Origin of the sequence: Kytococcus schroeteri, from assembly GCF_042433515.1 — a bacterium.
In the GTDB taxonomy this organism is placed as follows: domain Bacteria; phylum Actinomycetota; class Actinomycetes; order Actinomycetales; family Dermatophilaceae; genus Kytococcus; species Kytococcus schroeteri.
Genome location: NZ_JBHLVH010000011.1, coordinates 17,988 through 32,415, shown reverse-complemented (window position 1 = coordinate 32,415; position 14,428 = coordinate 17,988). Strand labels below are relative to the sequence as shown.

The following is a 14,428-nucleotide window of genomic DNA, read 5'->3' as shown; positions in this document are numbered from 1 at the left end:
GTCACGGCCGACCGTTGTCTGCAATAGGGGTGCTGCGCTGGGGCAACCCAGAGGTGGCGACGCCGCCTGTTCGGGCCTCGGCACGGGGACGGGCCTAAGCGCTGTCAGGAAGCAGTCGTCGAGTGCTGGACCCCTGTGGCCAGAAGAGCCGCGCTGGGTCAAACTCTACCCCCATAGGACAGAATTGAAGCAACATTAGGAAAGGCGTTGGGAGAGACCATGCAGATGCTGACTGGCCACTTCATGGGCAGGTCCGAGGCGCTGCGCCTGATACAGCCGCACCTGGGAGCTATCGCGGCCATCGGGCTGGCGGCGGACGAGGCCGCCCACGAGTTCTGTCGGTGGGCTGTGCCCAGCGACCAGAAGGCTGATGTCGTGCCCAAAATGCTCGGCAACATGCGCACCGTCATGTGGACGAACGGGATGGGGATGTGGGCACGGTCGCAGCCAGGCCTGTACGTCCACGCTCCGTATCGGTGGGTCGAGCTGCTGGTGCACGGGCGGATTCACCTGCGCCTGGAGGCGGACCCGAACGAGCCTCGGTCGGAGCGCCGCAGGAAGTTCCGGGCGCAGCTGCCTGACGAGTCCCTCCCGCCGCAGCTCTTGGACGGTCAGCCCCTGTCTGTGGAGCTCGTGCCGCACTACTCCGAGGTCACCGGCCGCTTGAGGGACTGCACGCTGCGAGCCCCGCTGAGCTCGGATGAAGTGTGGGATCCCTATTGGTTCTCTTTGGGGGAGGCGCGGCGGCAACTGGATTCGTGGCGCCGGCGTGATGCTGCTCGGGTGCCGTGGCTGGACATGATGACCCTGCTAGGTCAGCTCGCAGAGCTGTTCCCGATGCTGGACCAGGTGCCGGCTGGAGCGTCGCCCCAGCGCGCGGCGGCCCTGCGGCCCGCTGCCTACACGGCCCCGCCCCGTCCGACCTTCGGCACCAACCTGTCGCGGGGCACTCAGCGGGACGCGCAGAGCGAGTAAAAAATTTCCGGTCGGCGGAGAGCCGGACGAGTTCCGAGAGAGGAGCGAGAGTAGGATCAGAGCATGAGTACGACGCAGGGCTACGTGGCCGAAATCCCCGGGCTCCTGGTGCCTGAGCAGGTAGCCGTCCACGGGACGGTCAAGCTGGTCCGGGAGTGGCGAGGCATACTCAGCAAGGACCTTGCCGAACTCATGGGCGTCTCCCCCGGTTACATCTCGAAGATCGAGTCCGGGCGAGCCCAACTCATGGGGCCGAAGCTGGAGGCTGCCGCCAGTGCGCTGGAGGTCAGCCCCGAGCTGCTGTGCCGGCCGGTCCCAGTGGAGCCCACCGAGGGCACCCACTTTCGCAGCCAGTCCAGGACCCCGCAGTGGCAACGGAACAAGGTGCGGGCCCAGGCGAACATGGTCGCGTTCATGCTCAACAAGGTCGTCGCTGAGGTGGGGGTGGAGTTCCCCCGGAACCTGCCGTCCCACGACGTGGACCGACTGTCCGGCGGCGCCGTGGAAGCAGCGCAGCTCGTGCGCAGCGCCTGGCGCATCGGCGACCACGTCATGGACCTGGCAGCCGAGCTGGAGAGCGCCGGGGTGTTCATCCTGGAGATGACCGCGGGGATGGATGCCATCGATGCGATCACGGTGCGAACCCCGGGGCCCGTCAGGGCAGTGGTCCTGCTGCGACCAGACGTCCCCGAGGACCGCAAACGTCACTCCTTGGCACACGAGCTGGGGCACCTGGTGATGGACCTGGACTCCCCGCACGGCGGGATCAAGGAGGTCGAACAACGGGCCGACCTGTTCGCCGGGGAGTTCCTCGCACCCTATGAAGAGCTCCACGACGTGCTGCGGGGCATCACCCCCAGCCAGCTGCAACACGTGCAGGCACTCAGCACCTACTGGGGCGTGAGCATCCCATCCCTGATCAAGCGAGCCCACCTCCACGGGGACCTGACCGACCAGCAGTACCGCTACTGGTTCAAGGTGCTCAACGCGCGCAACCTGATACGAGGCCCACGCGACTGCAGCTTCCCCATCCAGCCCCGCGCGGCGCACGACGCCTTGAACTCCATCCGCGTCGAATTCGGGTACAGCGCTGCCGAACTGAAGGCTCTGACCGATGTCGCCCTGTCGGACTGGTCCCACTCGATGGGCAGCGCCTGGCCCTTCCGGCCGACCCGACCGAAGCTGCACCTGGTGACCACCGGCGACCCCGCCAGCACTCCTGACGCACAGTTCGGGTGACTGACCGATGTGCCCCGTAGGTCAGCAGCCGTGGCGACCAACGCCCACCCCTGACCATGCGTGGCAGTCGGTCTACCCCCACAATCGGAGTCACAACTCCACCGATCAGGACGCTAGCGCTGGCGGCCACGCCCGCCGGCACATCCGCGGCGACGATGGACGGCGGGTCTTGGCCCGGGTGCGTTTCAAGACCGCCGGTGGTCGCCGAGTCTATGCCTACTTGGTCTGGCACGAGCGAGGTCGACGCCGAGAGCTGTACCTAGGGGAGGCCAGCAGCACCCGGAGCCGGGAGGAGAGCCTGCGGCATGCTTGGCAGCAGGTCCATGCGCACGATCTGGGGTCCGTCGCGGGCCGCGACCATTGGACTGCTCGAGAGCCGAAGGCCGGCCGGTGAGCAAGGTCGAGACCGCCGCCCGGGTCCTGACGGCGCGACTACCCGACGGGTCGAAGACGCACACGGTCGTGGATCCCCAGGGGCTGCCCGTGACCCCGGTCGAGGAGTACCTGAACTTTCTGCGTCAGGACCGGGCGTCGCCGCACACCGTCCAGGCCTACGCCCGAGGTCTGGCTGCGTGGTTCACGCTGCTGGGGGATGGCCAGTGGGATTGGACGGATTTCCCGACTTTCCTGTTCGGGACCTTCCTGACCTACCTGCGAACCGGGGACCTGCCCTCAGTAGCGCGTATCGGTCCGCCTGGCGTGTGGTTGTCCGAGGCCAGCGTCGCCCAGCGCAGCGCCGCCGTCCTGGCCTTCTACACGTGGCAGGCCTCCGCCAACGGACACCAGACGGCGCTCAGCCGCCTGTACAGCTCCGGTCGGCCACGACGCGCTCCCTACGTGCGGGCCCTGGCCGGCGTGACCGACCACAGCAAGGCATCGCAGGGGGGCCGGCCGATCTACCGTTCCAGGAGGCCGCACCGGGGCCGTCCCCCGGTACTCACCCCGGAGCAGATCAACACGATCGTCGGCGACTGCGTGCCCCGCAACAGCACCCCAGAAGCGCGCCTGTCGGCCGCGCGGGACAAGTTCCTGTTCGCCCTGCTGCCCGAGACCGCCTTGCGGCTGGGGGAGGCCCTGTCGCTACGGCACTGCGACTTCCACGTCGGCGCTGGTGACACCCCAAGGGTGGACGTGGTACCCCGCCAAGACCACCCTCACGGGTGCCGCAGCAAGAGCGACCGGTTCCGCCAGATCTACATCAGCGACGAACTCGAGGCCGCCTACAGCGCCTACGTGTGGGAACTGATCGACGCCGGCATCGACCTGGCCATCCCGGAGGTCGACCAGCACTGGGTCTTCGTCAACGTCGCCCGCGAGCCCCTGTGGGCACCGATGGCTCCGGGCACGGTGTACGACCGCGTGGCAGCCATCAAGCGGCGCCACCCGGACCTTCCCCAGGACTGGGGGCCGCACTGGATGCGCCATACCCACGCCACGGCCCTGCTCCTGGCAGGAGTGCCACCGCACGTGGTCATGCGCCGCCTGGGCCACGCGGACTACCAGACCACCTTGGAGATGTACGGCTGGGTCACCGAAGACGCCGAACTGCGCAACCTCAGCGAATGGAAGACCTTCACTGCCGGGTGGAAGGAGCTGAACGCATGAACCCACACGACCGCTGGGCACAAGCAGACCCCACCGTCCCTGCAGCGCCTGTCAGTGCGTGGGAAGCGCAACGTTCCAGGGTCCCTGAGGCGTGGGCGGACCCGGTGTACGTGATCGATGCCCCGCCGTACTGCGAGGTCTTCGTGCGGCAAGGCACCTACCGGGCCGGCAAGTCCTACGACCTCGGGCCGGACCACGGGTACCCCAGGTTGCGCCAGGAGGTGGCCTGGTGGGTGTGGACCTGCTGGGACGAAGGTCTGATGAAGATCCCCGTGTGGGTCCTTCGCTGGTGGTCAGAGGCCATTACCGCCCTGGCCGGAAGCTCGACTCTCCAGGGTCCGGCAGCGAGGTTCAGCTGCTCCCAGATCCACCACGCCCTGGTCGTCCGGGAAGCGATCAAGCAGTTCTACGCCCGCAACGGCAAGATGCCGGCCCCCGGCAGCGTGCGCAATCTCGAAGGCCTTGCCCGCCACATCCACCTCATGGTCTCCGTGCGCTGCGGAACCCGCCAATGGTGGGAACACGACGTGTGGGACCTGCGCGTCGATGACCGCATCCCCCGTCGTCCGCACGAACCCAGTGGATACAAGACCATCGACCTCGGGGCCGTCGAGCCCGCGTGGCTCCGAGAGGGTATGCGCTACTGGCTGCGCCAGAACCTCACCACCCAGATGTACCGCTGGACCACCGCCGTGGGACACGCCCGCCAACTGAGCACGTACTTCGGCCCGTGGCTCACACACACCGGCCGAGACCTCACGGCCGGACCGGTGATCGCCACCGAGACCGGACAGCTGCGGCTGGCGTTCCTGGAATTCCTGTCCTGGCTGCAGGACCCATCCGCGCCGGGTCGCAAGGGCCCCATCGCCTCGAACCAGGTCCACACTGCACAGTCCCGGATCCAAGCCTTCTACCGCTTCATGCTCGACCACGCCGACGAAGCAGCAGCCGCGACAGGCGAATCGCGGTGGACCGGCCTGACCGAGGCCCACGCCCGATTGTGGTCGCCTGAGTACACCCGCTCCCGCAGGTCACGCCGGCGAGACGCGCGCCCTGAGCAGTGGATCTCGGCAGAGGACCTCGCAACCATGGTCAGCGTGATCGACATCCTCGCCTCTCCCACCGACCAAAGCATCACCGTCACCCCACCAGGCCGCGACCCGATCACCGCCAGCGGCCTTGGGGATCCCTCGGCCGCCCGTGCCTGGCTCCTGCAGGCCATGACCGGCCGCAGGGTCTCGGAGATCCTCATGCTCGACTTCGACCCCCTGGTGACGATCCCCGGAGTGGACGCCGACCAGGCCAAGGACGAGGACTTCATTGCCCGGCTGCGCTACCAGCAGACCAAGGTCGACGGGGTCGACCCGCACATCCTGGTCGACAAGGCCGCCGTCACCCTCATCCGCGACCAGCAGGCCTGGGTGCGTGAACGCCTCGGACGAGAGGTCGAACCGGCCTATCTGTTCCCAGAGCTGCGACGAAACTTCAAGGGGCTACGCCACCGCCCCTACCCGTCGCACAAGCACGCCCTGGAACGCCTTGACGAGGCCGTGGGGCTCCTCGACCACGACGGTGCACCGTTGCGGTTCACCCAGACCCACCGGTTGCGCCACACCCGGGCCACCGAACTGCTGAACGCCGGCGTGCCCGTGCACGTGGTCCAGCGCTACCTCGGCCACAAGTCCCCGGAGATGACGATGGCCTACGCCGCGACGCTCGCCCAGACCGCCGAGAGCGAGTTCCTCAAGGCACGCCGCGCGGGCAGCTTCGGTACCCCGCTCACCCTGGACGCCCAGGACCTCTACGAGATCAGTGAACTGTCTGGCCGCACCGACCGGATCCTGCCCAACGGGACCTGTCTGTTGCCCCCCACCAGACGTTGCGACAAGGGAAACGCCTGTCTGACCTGCGGCCACTTCGCCACCGACACCAGCCACCTGCCCGAGCTCCGCCGCCAGCACCGCCAGACACTCGAACTGATCGACCTCCGGCAGGAAGCCTTCACGCAACGGCACGGCACCCCGATGCCCGAGAACAACGTCTGGCTCGAGCAGCGCCACCGTGAGATTCGCTCCCTCGAGGCCATCTTCGACGCCCTCGAGGACACCACCGAAACCGTGACCGGTGCCGGAACCACGGCACGCACCAATCCCTACACCGACGAGCCGGCATGAACGCCACTCCCTTGGTGAAGTACCAGGCACGGCGCAGCCAGCAGACCCACGACCGTGCCGTCCAAGCCCTCCAGGAGCTCGTCAAGAAGCGTCAGCCCGTGACGTTCTCCAGCGTGGCCCTCGCAGCAGGCGTCTCCCGCGGATACCTCTACCGCAACCGCGAGCTGGCCAAACTCATCTGCGCCGAGCGTGACCGCAAACCGCCGCTCCAAGCCGTCAAGGCACAGGCGTGTGGATCGGTGGAGGCCACCCTGCGGGCACACATCCGACGCCTCGAGGCGACCCATGAAAAAGAAATCCGGGCACTGCGTGAAGAGAACGAGGATCTACGACGTCAACTGCAAAATGCCCTGGGAGAGCTTCTTGCAAAAAAGTGACTATGCTCATGGCCTCCGCGCACGTGCCTGACCACCAACCTGCCTGTGGAAGAGACCCACGAAGCGGTCCCTCGCCTTGGCATTGACTAACGTCCCTCGACCAGTCTTCGGCTCGCCCCGCACCCTGCGGGACGAGCCGAAGACTGTGTCCAACCACTTCAGCAGGGTGGAAGATCACCCGCTGAAGGAAGTCCCTTCACGGCGGGCCGGCCCTGGTCTCAGTACTGAACCGTAGTCCCCGTGGGAAGAAACCTGAGGGCAGAGTAGACGGACCATCCTCCCGGCTTGTCTCCGATAATTTCGCCACCGTGGTGCACACCCAGGGGAACGTTCTGCGAGAGGGTGAACCAAGGGCCCCCGCTGTCACCCAGGTACTGGGTGGCCTGGACTCGCACGAAGGATGCATTGCAGGTTCGGCCGTTGCATGCGTCCCAGAGCGGCTTGTACTGAGTCGTGTCGACGTACCCGTAGCTGAATCCTGTCGTCTTTCCTAGGTGGCCGACGATATTCCCCTTCATTGCCGCGCCGGGCCGAGACTGAGGGACGCTGAAATTCGAGCGGCCATTGTAGTATCGGGGCTTGGTAAAATCGTCAGAGGGGATGCGAATCGCCTGCATGTCGGCGTTGGGTCCCCACTGCTTGCTCATGGGGACACCTGTTCCGGTGTAATGCCCACCGCCAATATAACCAGGTCGGTTCGAGATGCCGTACTTGCTGCAATGGGCTGCAGTGAGAAGCCCCTCGGCGCCGTTATGCTTCACTGTGAATGCGGCGGTGCAGGTGCTGAGGTTAACGCCACCAAGGATTGCATCGCCGGGGTGATCGCTGGCTGGCCCCGCGTCCTCAGATTCCCTGATGACAACATCCAGATCGGGAAGGCCAGGCCATTCCATCAGAATCCGTTCGACCTCGGCCCTCGCTGAGGTGTTGGTCGAAGCCGCCGTGCCCAGAATGGTGTCGGAGTCCTTCAGGTCCACGAGGATGCTCTTTGTTTCCGGGTCCACTCCCACGCCGAGGACCTTCTGCCCGTTGATTTCTTGGGGGATTAAGCCGTCGTTAAGGGCCGCGGTAGCCTTTGGCCCCACAGACTCGGCGTTAGATGTGGATACGTTAATCCCCTTCCCCTTTACGCGGTCAAGCACCTCCGTGAGAGAATCGACCCGCTGCCCCCGCACGTTGAATGTCACATTTCCGGAGGCGTCATGTGTCATCCACGTGTCAAACTCGGAAAGGTCATTCTGGAAGGGTTCCAGGGTTCGCATCAACACATCCTGCTGATGGGCAACTTCCTCGAGTGCGTTGGGAGAGAGGGAGTCCACTGCCTGCCCCTGCGCCGTATCCTGGCTGGTGAAAACCGCGCTGGCCGTTGCCGGTGCGACTGCGGCGGCAGTGGCGGCAGTGACGGCAAGGGAGGCGGTGGTGGCGAGTATAAGTCTGGCGACCATCTACGATTCTCCGTGTGTGCGTGTGAGTGTGTGTGCACTCCGAGGCTAGGCCGCCTAGGGGAGCATGGATGGAATTTGGGTTAACATTCAGTGAATTCTCCGTACGGTGGTCTTTGTGGGACGTTTGGGGCATACAGGGACTGCCTCGGTCGACCTTGCGCTGCACTCGGTGGGTGTGCGCTAGCTTCCCCCACCGTGCTGCTCTGTTGAGGCATGAGCCGCGTTCCAGGCCCAGACAGCTATCAGGTCGTGTCGCCCGGGGCCCCTGAAGGCACTCGGCTGTGCTGCGCTCTGTAGTGGGCAAAGTAGTCTGGCAGCGGCCCGCGCAGGGTGGAGGTCATGCTGGAACTGAGGATGAGGAGAGGACGTGCGTGTCAGGGCGATCCACGATGGTGACCGTCTGACCTTGCGGTTCACGCCCAAGGGCAAGGAGCCGCGGAAGTCCGGCGGCACTCTGGCGCGGAACAAGGCCGTCTTTCATCCGGTGCCGGAGTCTGCGATCCACCCGGACGTGATCGCTTTGGTGTCCTTGATGTGCATGCGCCCATGGCTCAACGGGCGGTTAGACATGGATCGGCCCGTGTCCCAGGTATTCGCAGCGGCCGTCCTCATGGGCGAGGGCGTTGAGGTGGGGCCAGTGGACCCGGCCCTGGAACCCCGCATCCGAGCCGAGGGCGGGCCTGTCGCGTTGGCCTATAGCGGGGGCGTGGACTGCACCGCAGCCTTGGAGGTGCTGGGACCGGAGACTAGATGCTACTACCAGCAGCGGCACCGTTTCGATGACAAACCCCTGGAGGGGACGTTCGACACCTCTGCTGCTCTGGCGGCTGTGGAGCATATCCGTGGGCTGGGTGTACGGGCCCGGGTCGTGCAAACGGACCTGGAGCTCCTCAGGGACCCGGTGGGTTTCCCTCACGATCTGGCGAACATCGCACCGGCCCTGTTGTGGAGCGACGAGGATGGGACCTCCGCGGTCTGCTGGGGGACCGTTTTGACCTCCGCGACTCTCTTGGGCGCCAAGGCTTATCGCCCCTACGAGGATAGTGCCTTCGTTGCCGGCTTCGGCCCCGCCTTCCAGGCCGTGGGGATGCCCGTAGCCAACGTGATCGCGGGAGTGTCCGAGGAGGGGACCCACATCATCACTGAGAAGTCGGCCTATGGACGAGCGGCAGCCTCCTGCCAGCACGGCTTGCCCGGACGACCCTGCATGCAGTGCTGGAAGTGTGGACGCAAGACGCTGTCGATCTGGGGGCTTGCAGATCGGTGGCCCAGCGGCCGGGAGATCGATCATTTCCTGCAGCAGCCGCAGATCGCGCGCAACCTTCGACGCCGCCCCATTCGTGTCGAGGTGGCGTTGGCCTGGGCCGCTGGCGTGTATGCCCGGTCTTCCACTGCCGATGGAGAGTCGAAGGTGATGCAGGCGCTCCACCACCTGACCCAGGGGGCCGACGCCTCACCCCTAACCTCTGTCTTCCTCCCGGCGATGGATCCGCTTCCCGACCGTCTGCGTGACAGGGCAGTTGAGTCTGTGACGCGATACCTGCCACTGATGTCGCCGGAGGAGGAACAGTGGGTCCGAGAATGGACTATCGAACAACACGGTGACCCGGCAACCCGTGATGCGGCATGGCAGGAGCTGGATCAGGCGCTCGACCCGGAGGTGAATCCGACGGGCATCTCCATGTCCGCCCCGCTGCTACTTGCTCCCCCTGTAGGTCCTAAGCCGAGCACCGAAGACATGTCGGCAGCCAGCGAGCCCCCGGAATCGTTGCCCCCCCGGTTCACGCGGCTCTTGGCCTGGCCGAAGCGTGGGTACAAGAAGAGCGACGGAGTCTGAGGGGCTCTCGGTCTCACCTAGACGAGGACGAAGCGGCGACCTGGAACACCGAGTCGGCTTCGCAGTCGTTCGTGGCGTCCTCACCGGGGTTCCCGCCGCCCAGCTCGATCTCGTCGCCCTCGCCGTAGTGGGTGCCTTGGTAGGTCAGGCCGTCGTCCTCCCAGACGACCTCACCGCTCGGGAACACCGGAACGGTCGTGCCCTGGTGCTCGCCCTCTACGACCCAGCATCCTTCCTGCTGCGTCAGGGTCCCCTTAAGCTGCGCGGCCATCCCGCCAGGCCCCTTGGCCTCGTACTCCTGCGCCGGGTTCTCCGACGTTGAAGCACTCGGAGGGGTCGAGGACCCCTCGTCTGAGGGCTCGTCGCTATCGCCGTTGCTAGTGCACGCAGCCAACGCCAAGAGCGTCACTCCAGTGGCTGTGCATCCCCGAACTGAGGGCCAGAGTTTCGTGTTCCTCTTCATGATGGTGAGACTAGGGCGCACGCCTCGATGAGTCGAGAGGGGGACTGCGGCCTCCTGAGCGGCCAGCGGGATCCAAACGTGGGTGTGACTTCGTAACCGTCTCCGTCAGGGCGCCGTAACCTTGCCTCCACAAAGGGCAGAGGCAGTCTCTACGCACCGCGGATCCTCGCAATATCGGGACTTGCAGAACTCTCGCCGGTCGGTCGTGGGTGGTGCTTTTGCGTCGCCTGCGGTCCAGTGGTCTCGATTTCCGAGAATGCTCGTGCGGTTCCTGGAAGAGTCCGGCAGACCGTCGAGGCGGTTGGAACGAGGCCCTTGCCTGAAGGGTGTGCCTAGGTGTGTCTTCAGGGTGAGGTGCATTCGATCTGCAACTGATGCCTGAGGCAGCGCTAGGTGAAGCTCTGCTTGTCGCTCTCATCCACAGCGAGTTCGCTGCGCTTGGAAGAGGCCACGATCGTGACGTGTCGTCGTAGGGAGAGGCCGCGACCTGCAGGCTCTGATCGATCAGCTCCCTAGATAAAGTCGTGGCATCCGGCTGCACGCGGTGCTGCCCCCGCTGGTGGACGGGGCGGCGCACCTCTCGTTGCGTGTTCCCCGGGAGGTGGTGCCCAGCGTCGAGGAGATGCTGCGGCTGGGGACGCTCGACGAGCTCGGAGCCCGGGTGGTGCGCGACCTCGTGGCCCGACGGCTGGCGTTCGTGGTCTCCGGCGGGACCGGCAGCGGCAAGACGACGCTGCTGGCCACCCTGCTCAGCCTGGTGGACCCCGCCGACCGCATCCTCGTGGTCGAGGACGTCCGGGAACTGGCGGTGCAGCACCCGCACGTGGTGCGCATGCAGTCCCGCTCGGCCAACGTTGAGGGGCGCGGCGCCATCGACATGACGCACCTGGTCAAGCAGTCCCTGCGCATGCGACCCGACCGGGTGGTGGTGGGTGAGGTGCGCGGTCCGGAGATGCGCGAGCTGCTCGCGGCGCTCAACACCGGGCACGAGGGTGGGTGCGGCACGGTGCACGCCAACGCCATCGAGGACGTGGTGGCGCGCTTCGAGGCCCTGGGTGCCCTGGCGGACATGACGCCGCAGGCGGTGCACGCCCAGCTGGGCAGCGCACTGGACTGCGTGCTGCACGTGCGGCGGCTCCCCGAGCGGCGGGTGCTGGCCCAGGTGGGGGTGCTCGTGACCGGTGACGACGGCCGGGTGCGCTGCCTGCCGGCGATGGACTTCCGCGACGGGGCGCTGCGGCCCGCGGCCGCCTGGGAGCGCCTCGAGGCCCTGCTGGGGTGGTCGTCGTGACCGGGGTGCTGGTGGCGTTGCTGGTGCTGGGCGCCGGGGTCCTGTGGCCGGTGCGGGCCCGCCACGAGGTGGTCCTGGGCCTCAGCGATCTGGCTGGGCGCCGGGAGCGGGCCGCGCGGCAGCAGGCCACGGTGGCCTCGGTGCGTGGGCTGCTTGCGGTGGACCCGGTGGCGGCCACCGGCACCGGGGTGCGGGGACTGCTCGGGCGGGCACGGGCCCGGTTCGGCACGGTGCGGGTGACCGACGACGCCGTGCTCCGGCTGCTCGACGGGCTGTCCAGCGCGCTCTCGGCGGGCCTGCCCCCGCACGCGGCGCTGGAGGTCGTCGCCTCCGCGGGGCCGCAGGTGCCCTGGCTGGACCCGGTGCGCCGTGCCGCTGCGGCGGGCTCGCAGCTGGGGCCGGCGTGGAAGGAGCTGGCCACGCAGCACGAGAGTCCGGCCCTGCGGCACGTGGCCAGCGCGTGGGCGCTCTCGGAACGCTCCGGTGCGGCCCTCGCCCCGGCGGTGGCCACGGCAGCCGACACGGTGCGGCGCAGCCGGGAGAGCCGGCAGACGGCGCAGGCGGCGGCCTCGGGCGCGATGGCCTCCATGTACATGCTCTCGCTGCTGCCCCTGGTGGGCCTGGCCGGCTCCTCGGTGCTCGGCTGGTCGCCCCGGGAGCTGTACCTCGAGCAGCCGCTCGGCCTGGCCAGCGCGGTGCTGGGAGTGGTGCTGCTGGTGGTCGGGTGGGCCGTCTCGCGTCGGCTGGTGCGCCGCGCCCTGCGTGGGCAGGTGGTCCGGTGAACCCCGCGGTGCTGCTCGTCGCCCTGCTGTCCGCGAGCGCGGTGGCCCTCTGGTGGCCGACGTCTCCCGCCGCGGACGGTGGCGAGGGCGGGCGGCGTCGGGAACGCAGCGGTCGGCGGCTGTTCGGCCTTCTGCCCGCCCGGCGGGAGGAGCCGGTGGCCGACGTCGACGACCTGGCCGCGGTGCTCGACATGCTCGCGCTGGCCCTGGACTCCGGGTGCGCCGTCACCGACGCCCTGGAGGTGGTGGCCGACGAGGTCCGCGAACCGCTCGCCGGCCAGCTGCGGCAGGTGGTGGCCGCGCGGCGGTGGGGTGTCACGGGCGCCCTTGCCTGGGAGGGCCTCCCGGCGCCGTGGACCCCGGTCGCGCAGGCGCTCACGCTCGCGCACCTGGCGGGCGCCCCACCGGCCGACACGGTGCGCCGGGCCGCGGTGGACCTCCGCCGCGACCGCGCTGCTGCCCTCGAGCGGGCTGCGGCCCGTCTCCCGGTGCTCCTGGTGGTCCCACTGGGCACCGTCTTCATGCCTGCCTTCGTCCTCATCGCGGTGGTGCCGCTGGTGGTGGCGATGGCGACACAGACCCTGGGTCAGGCCTGACCCGGTGGAAAGGGGGGCCCACCACAGGGGTGGGTCCACAACAGAAAGGGAAGTCCCATGCAGAACAAGATCCAGCGCTTCGTCCAGCCCCGCATCGAGGGCATGCGCGCCGCGAACGAGAAGGGCATGGCGGTGGCCGAGTACGCCATCGGCATCTTCGTCATCGCCGCCGTGGTGCTGCTGGGCATGAACATGATGAAGGACCTGGTGCCCACGCTCATGGGGGAGGTCATCAAGGCCGCCTTCGACGCTTTCAAGTGATGACCCGGCACCGTCGAGGTCTCCGCCCGGTGGGCGCGGGTCGCCCCCGTGACGGCGAGGGAGGCTTCACCTCGGTGGAGCTGGCCATGGCCATGCCGGTGGTGGTGCTGGTGCTGGGCATGGCGTTGACCGCGATGGTGCTGGTGGTGGACCTGCTGCAGGTCACGGACGCGGCCCGGGTGGGTGCCCGGGCCGCGTCCCGTGGCGACTCCCGCATCGAGGTGCGGCACCAGGTGGAGCGCCTCGCCCCCCAGGGGGCCACGGTGCACCAGCGGCGCACCGGCAGGTCGGTCACCGTCACGGTCAAGGCCCGGGCACGCGGTCCGGCCGAGTGGTTCCCCGGGCTCCACCCGGAGTCCTCGGCCACCGCGCTCATGGAACCGGGTGTGCGATGAGCACACCCACCCCGGCGGGCCGCAGGACCGGCTCGCCGGGTCGCCGGCGCTGGACCGCCACCCGGTGGTGGCGGGACGGCGAACGGGGCTCGGGCTCGATGGTGGCCCTGCTGGTCGGTGTGGCGGTGCTCGCCCTGCTGGCCGCGGGGGTCACCGCCGGGCAGACGTGGAGGGCGGCCTCCCGGGCCCGCACGGCCGCCGACCTGGCGGCCCTCGCGGGCTCGGGGGCCACCTCGCCCACGGCCCTGCTGCCGGTGCCCCCGTGCGTGGCCGCCGCCGAGGTGGCCACGCGCAACGGGGCCCAGCTGGTGGGCTGTCGGGTGAAGGACTTCGACGTCACCGTCGTGGTGCGGGTGGACTCCGGGACGCCCTTCGGGGCGGCCACGGTCACGGCCACCGCCGGCCCCCGTCCGCAGGACGGGCCCCGGAAGCGTCGGGGGCGTCCGCCCGCCCCGTCACCACCACCCCTCCCGCCGACCCCTCCCCGGGGACGGTGAGGCTGGGAACGCGCCGTGGGCGCCCCCTGGCTGGGGGCGCCCACGGCGCAGGGCTGCGATGGTGGGGCTCAGGCGTCGCGGCGCGGGGAGGTCGTGTCCCCGCCGTCCAGGCGCTCTCCGGAGCGCAGCGGGCGCTCCTCCTGGTACTCCCCGTAGGGCACCTCGGTCTCGGGGGCGCGGTGGTCGCGGCGGGTCGTGCCGTGCTCGCGGAGGGTGCGTGCCTCGCGGGCGTCGCGCTCCAACACCTTGTGCTCCTTCCGGTGGCGCGCGTTCCGGCGGGCCCCGGCCGTCATGAGCCACAGGCCCAGGCCGATGGCGAGGAGCGAGACCATGCCGCTGAGGAACAGGGTGAGCGCCGGCATCGTGGTGCTGACGTTGAACGCCTCCAGCGTGGTGGAGCCGTCCGCGCCGGTCACCACGTAGAGGATGAACAGCACGGCAACGAGCAGGATCAGCAGGCCGATGAGGAGCATGGAGCCGCCTTCGAGGAG

At 68.3% G+C, this 14,428-nt stretch carries 15 protein-coding genes; 12 read left to right on the top strand and 3 right to left on the bottom strand.

The genetic code is table 11. The features are described 5' to 3' along the window. Window positions 1–219 precede the first annotated feature (219 nt). From ACFFHC_RS04775 to ACFFHC_RS04755, 5 genes are all read left to right on the top strand, one after another. Window positions 220–975 carry a hypothetical protein gene (locus ACFFHC_RS04775; protein WP_379803466.1) on the top strand — a complete coding sequence of 252 codons (756 nt, stop codon included), beginning with the start codon at window positions 220–222 and terminating at the stop codon, window positions 973–975. A 63-nt stretch (window positions 976–1,038) separates the two neighbouring features. Further along, window positions 1,039–2,214, top strand: a complete 1,176-nt coding sequence (locus ACFFHC_RS04770; protein WP_379803463.1) for an XRE family transcriptional regulator — start codon at window positions 1,039–1,041, stop codon at window positions 2,212–2,214. 390 nt (window positions 2,215–2,604) lie between these two features. Next, on the top strand, window positions 2,605–3,819 hold the full coding sequence (locus ACFFHC_RS04765) for a tyrosine-type recombinase/integrase (RefSeq protein WP_379803460.1): 1,215 nt from the start codon (window positions 2,605–2,607) through the stop codon (window positions 3,817–3,819). 110 nt (window positions 3,820–3,929) lie between these two features. Then, on the top strand, window positions 3,930–5,993 hold the full coding sequence (locus tag ACFFHC_RS04760; RefSeq protein WP_379803457.1) for a tyrosine-type recombinase/integrase: 2,064 nt from the start codon (window positions 3,930–3,932) through the stop codon (window positions 5,991–5,993). After that, entirely contained in the window at window positions 5,990–6,370 is a 381-nt protein-coding gene (locus ACFFHC_RS04755) for a DUF6262 family protein (RefSeq protein ID WP_379803454.1), read from the top strand. Before ACFFHC_RS04760 ends, ACFFHC_RS04755 begins: the two co-directional genes overlap by 4 nt. 218 nt (window positions 6,371–6,588) lie before the next feature. Here the strand turns inward: ACFFHC_RS04755 and ACFFHC_RS04750 are convergent, their stop codons facing one another. Continuing rightward, window positions 6,589–7,815, bottom strand: a complete 1,227-nt coding sequence (locus ACFFHC_RS04750; RefSeq protein WP_379803452.1) for a chymotrypsin family serine protease — start codon at window positions 7,813–7,815, stop codon at window positions 6,589–6,591. 580 nt (window positions 7,816–8,395) lie between these two features. Here ACFFHC_RS04750 and ACFFHC_RS04745 point away from each other — a divergent pair. Further along, window positions 8,396–9,652, top strand: coding sequence for a DUF6395 domain-containing protein (locus tag ACFFHC_RS04745; RefSeq protein WP_379803450.1), 1,257 nt, complete (start codon window positions 8,396–8,398; stop codon window positions 9,650–9,652). 13 nt (window positions 9,653–9,665) lie between these two features. On the opposite strand, the gene ACFFHC_RS04740 is transcribed toward ACFFHC_RS04745, so the two are convergent. Continuing rightward, complete coding sequence (locus ACFFHC_RS04740) at window positions 9,666–9,923, bottom strand: hypothetical protein (RefSeq protein ID WP_379803447.1); 258 nt, start codon at window positions 9,921–9,923, stop codon at window positions 9,666–9,668. Between the two features lie 736 nt (window positions 9,924–10,659). On the opposite strand from ACFFHC_RS04740, the gene ACFFHC_RS04735 reads away from it, so the two are divergent. The 6 genes from ACFFHC_RS04735 to ACFFHC_RS04710 are packed head-to-tail and all read left to right on the top strand — an operon-like array spanning window position 10,660 to window position 13,937. Then, window positions 10,660–11,406, top strand: a complete 747-nt coding sequence (locus ACFFHC_RS04735; protein ID WP_379803444.1) for a TadA family conjugal transfer-associated ATPase — start codon at window positions 10,660–10,662, stop codon at window positions 11,404–11,406. Next, window positions 11,403–12,188, top strand: a complete 786-nt coding sequence (locus ACFFHC_RS04730; RefSeq protein WP_070705513.1) for a type II secretion system F family protein — start codon at window positions 11,403–11,405, stop codon at window positions 12,186–12,188. The genes ACFFHC_RS04735 and ACFFHC_RS04730 overlap by 4 nt, the downstream gene beginning before the upstream one ends. Then, complete coding sequence (locus tag ACFFHC_RS04725; RefSeq protein ID WP_101849304.1) at window positions 12,185–12,784, top strand: type II secretion system F family protein; 600 nt, start codon at window positions 12,185–12,187, stop codon at window positions 12,782–12,784. Before ACFFHC_RS04730 ends, ACFFHC_RS04725 begins: the two co-directional genes overlap by 4 nt. Window positions 12,785–12,841: 57 nt before the next feature. Beyond that, window positions 12,842–13,045: a hypothetical protein gene (locus ACFFHC_RS04720; RefSeq protein ID WP_070704396.1), complete on the top strand. Its 204-nt coding sequence runs from the start codon at window positions 12,842–12,844 to the stop codon at window positions 13,043–13,045. Continuing rightward, window positions 13,045–13,440 (top strand): TadE family protein, encoded by a 396-nt coding sequence (locus tag ACFFHC_RS04715; protein ID WP_101849303.1) that lies wholly within the window; start codon window positions 13,045–13,047, stop codon window positions 13,438–13,440. The genes ACFFHC_RS04720 and ACFFHC_RS04715 overlap by 1 nt, the downstream gene beginning before the upstream one ends. Then, window positions 13,437–13,937: an Rv3654c family TadE-like protein gene (locus tag ACFFHC_RS04710; protein WP_101849302.1), complete on the top strand. Its 501-nt coding sequence runs from the start codon at window positions 13,437–13,439 to the stop codon at window positions 13,935–13,937. The genes ACFFHC_RS04715 and ACFFHC_RS04710 overlap by 4 nt, the downstream gene beginning before the upstream one ends. A 68-nt stretch (window positions 13,938–14,005) precedes the next feature. Here ACFFHC_RS04710 and ACFFHC_RS04705 read toward each other — a convergent pair whose 3' ends face one another. Next, window positions 14,006–14,410 carry a hypothetical protein gene (locus ACFFHC_RS04705; protein ID WP_070704132.1) on the bottom strand — a complete coding sequence of 135 codons (405 nt, stop codon included), beginning with the start codon at window positions 14,408–14,410 and terminating at the stop codon, window positions 14,006–14,008. Window positions 14,411–14,428: the final 18 nt, after the last annotated feature.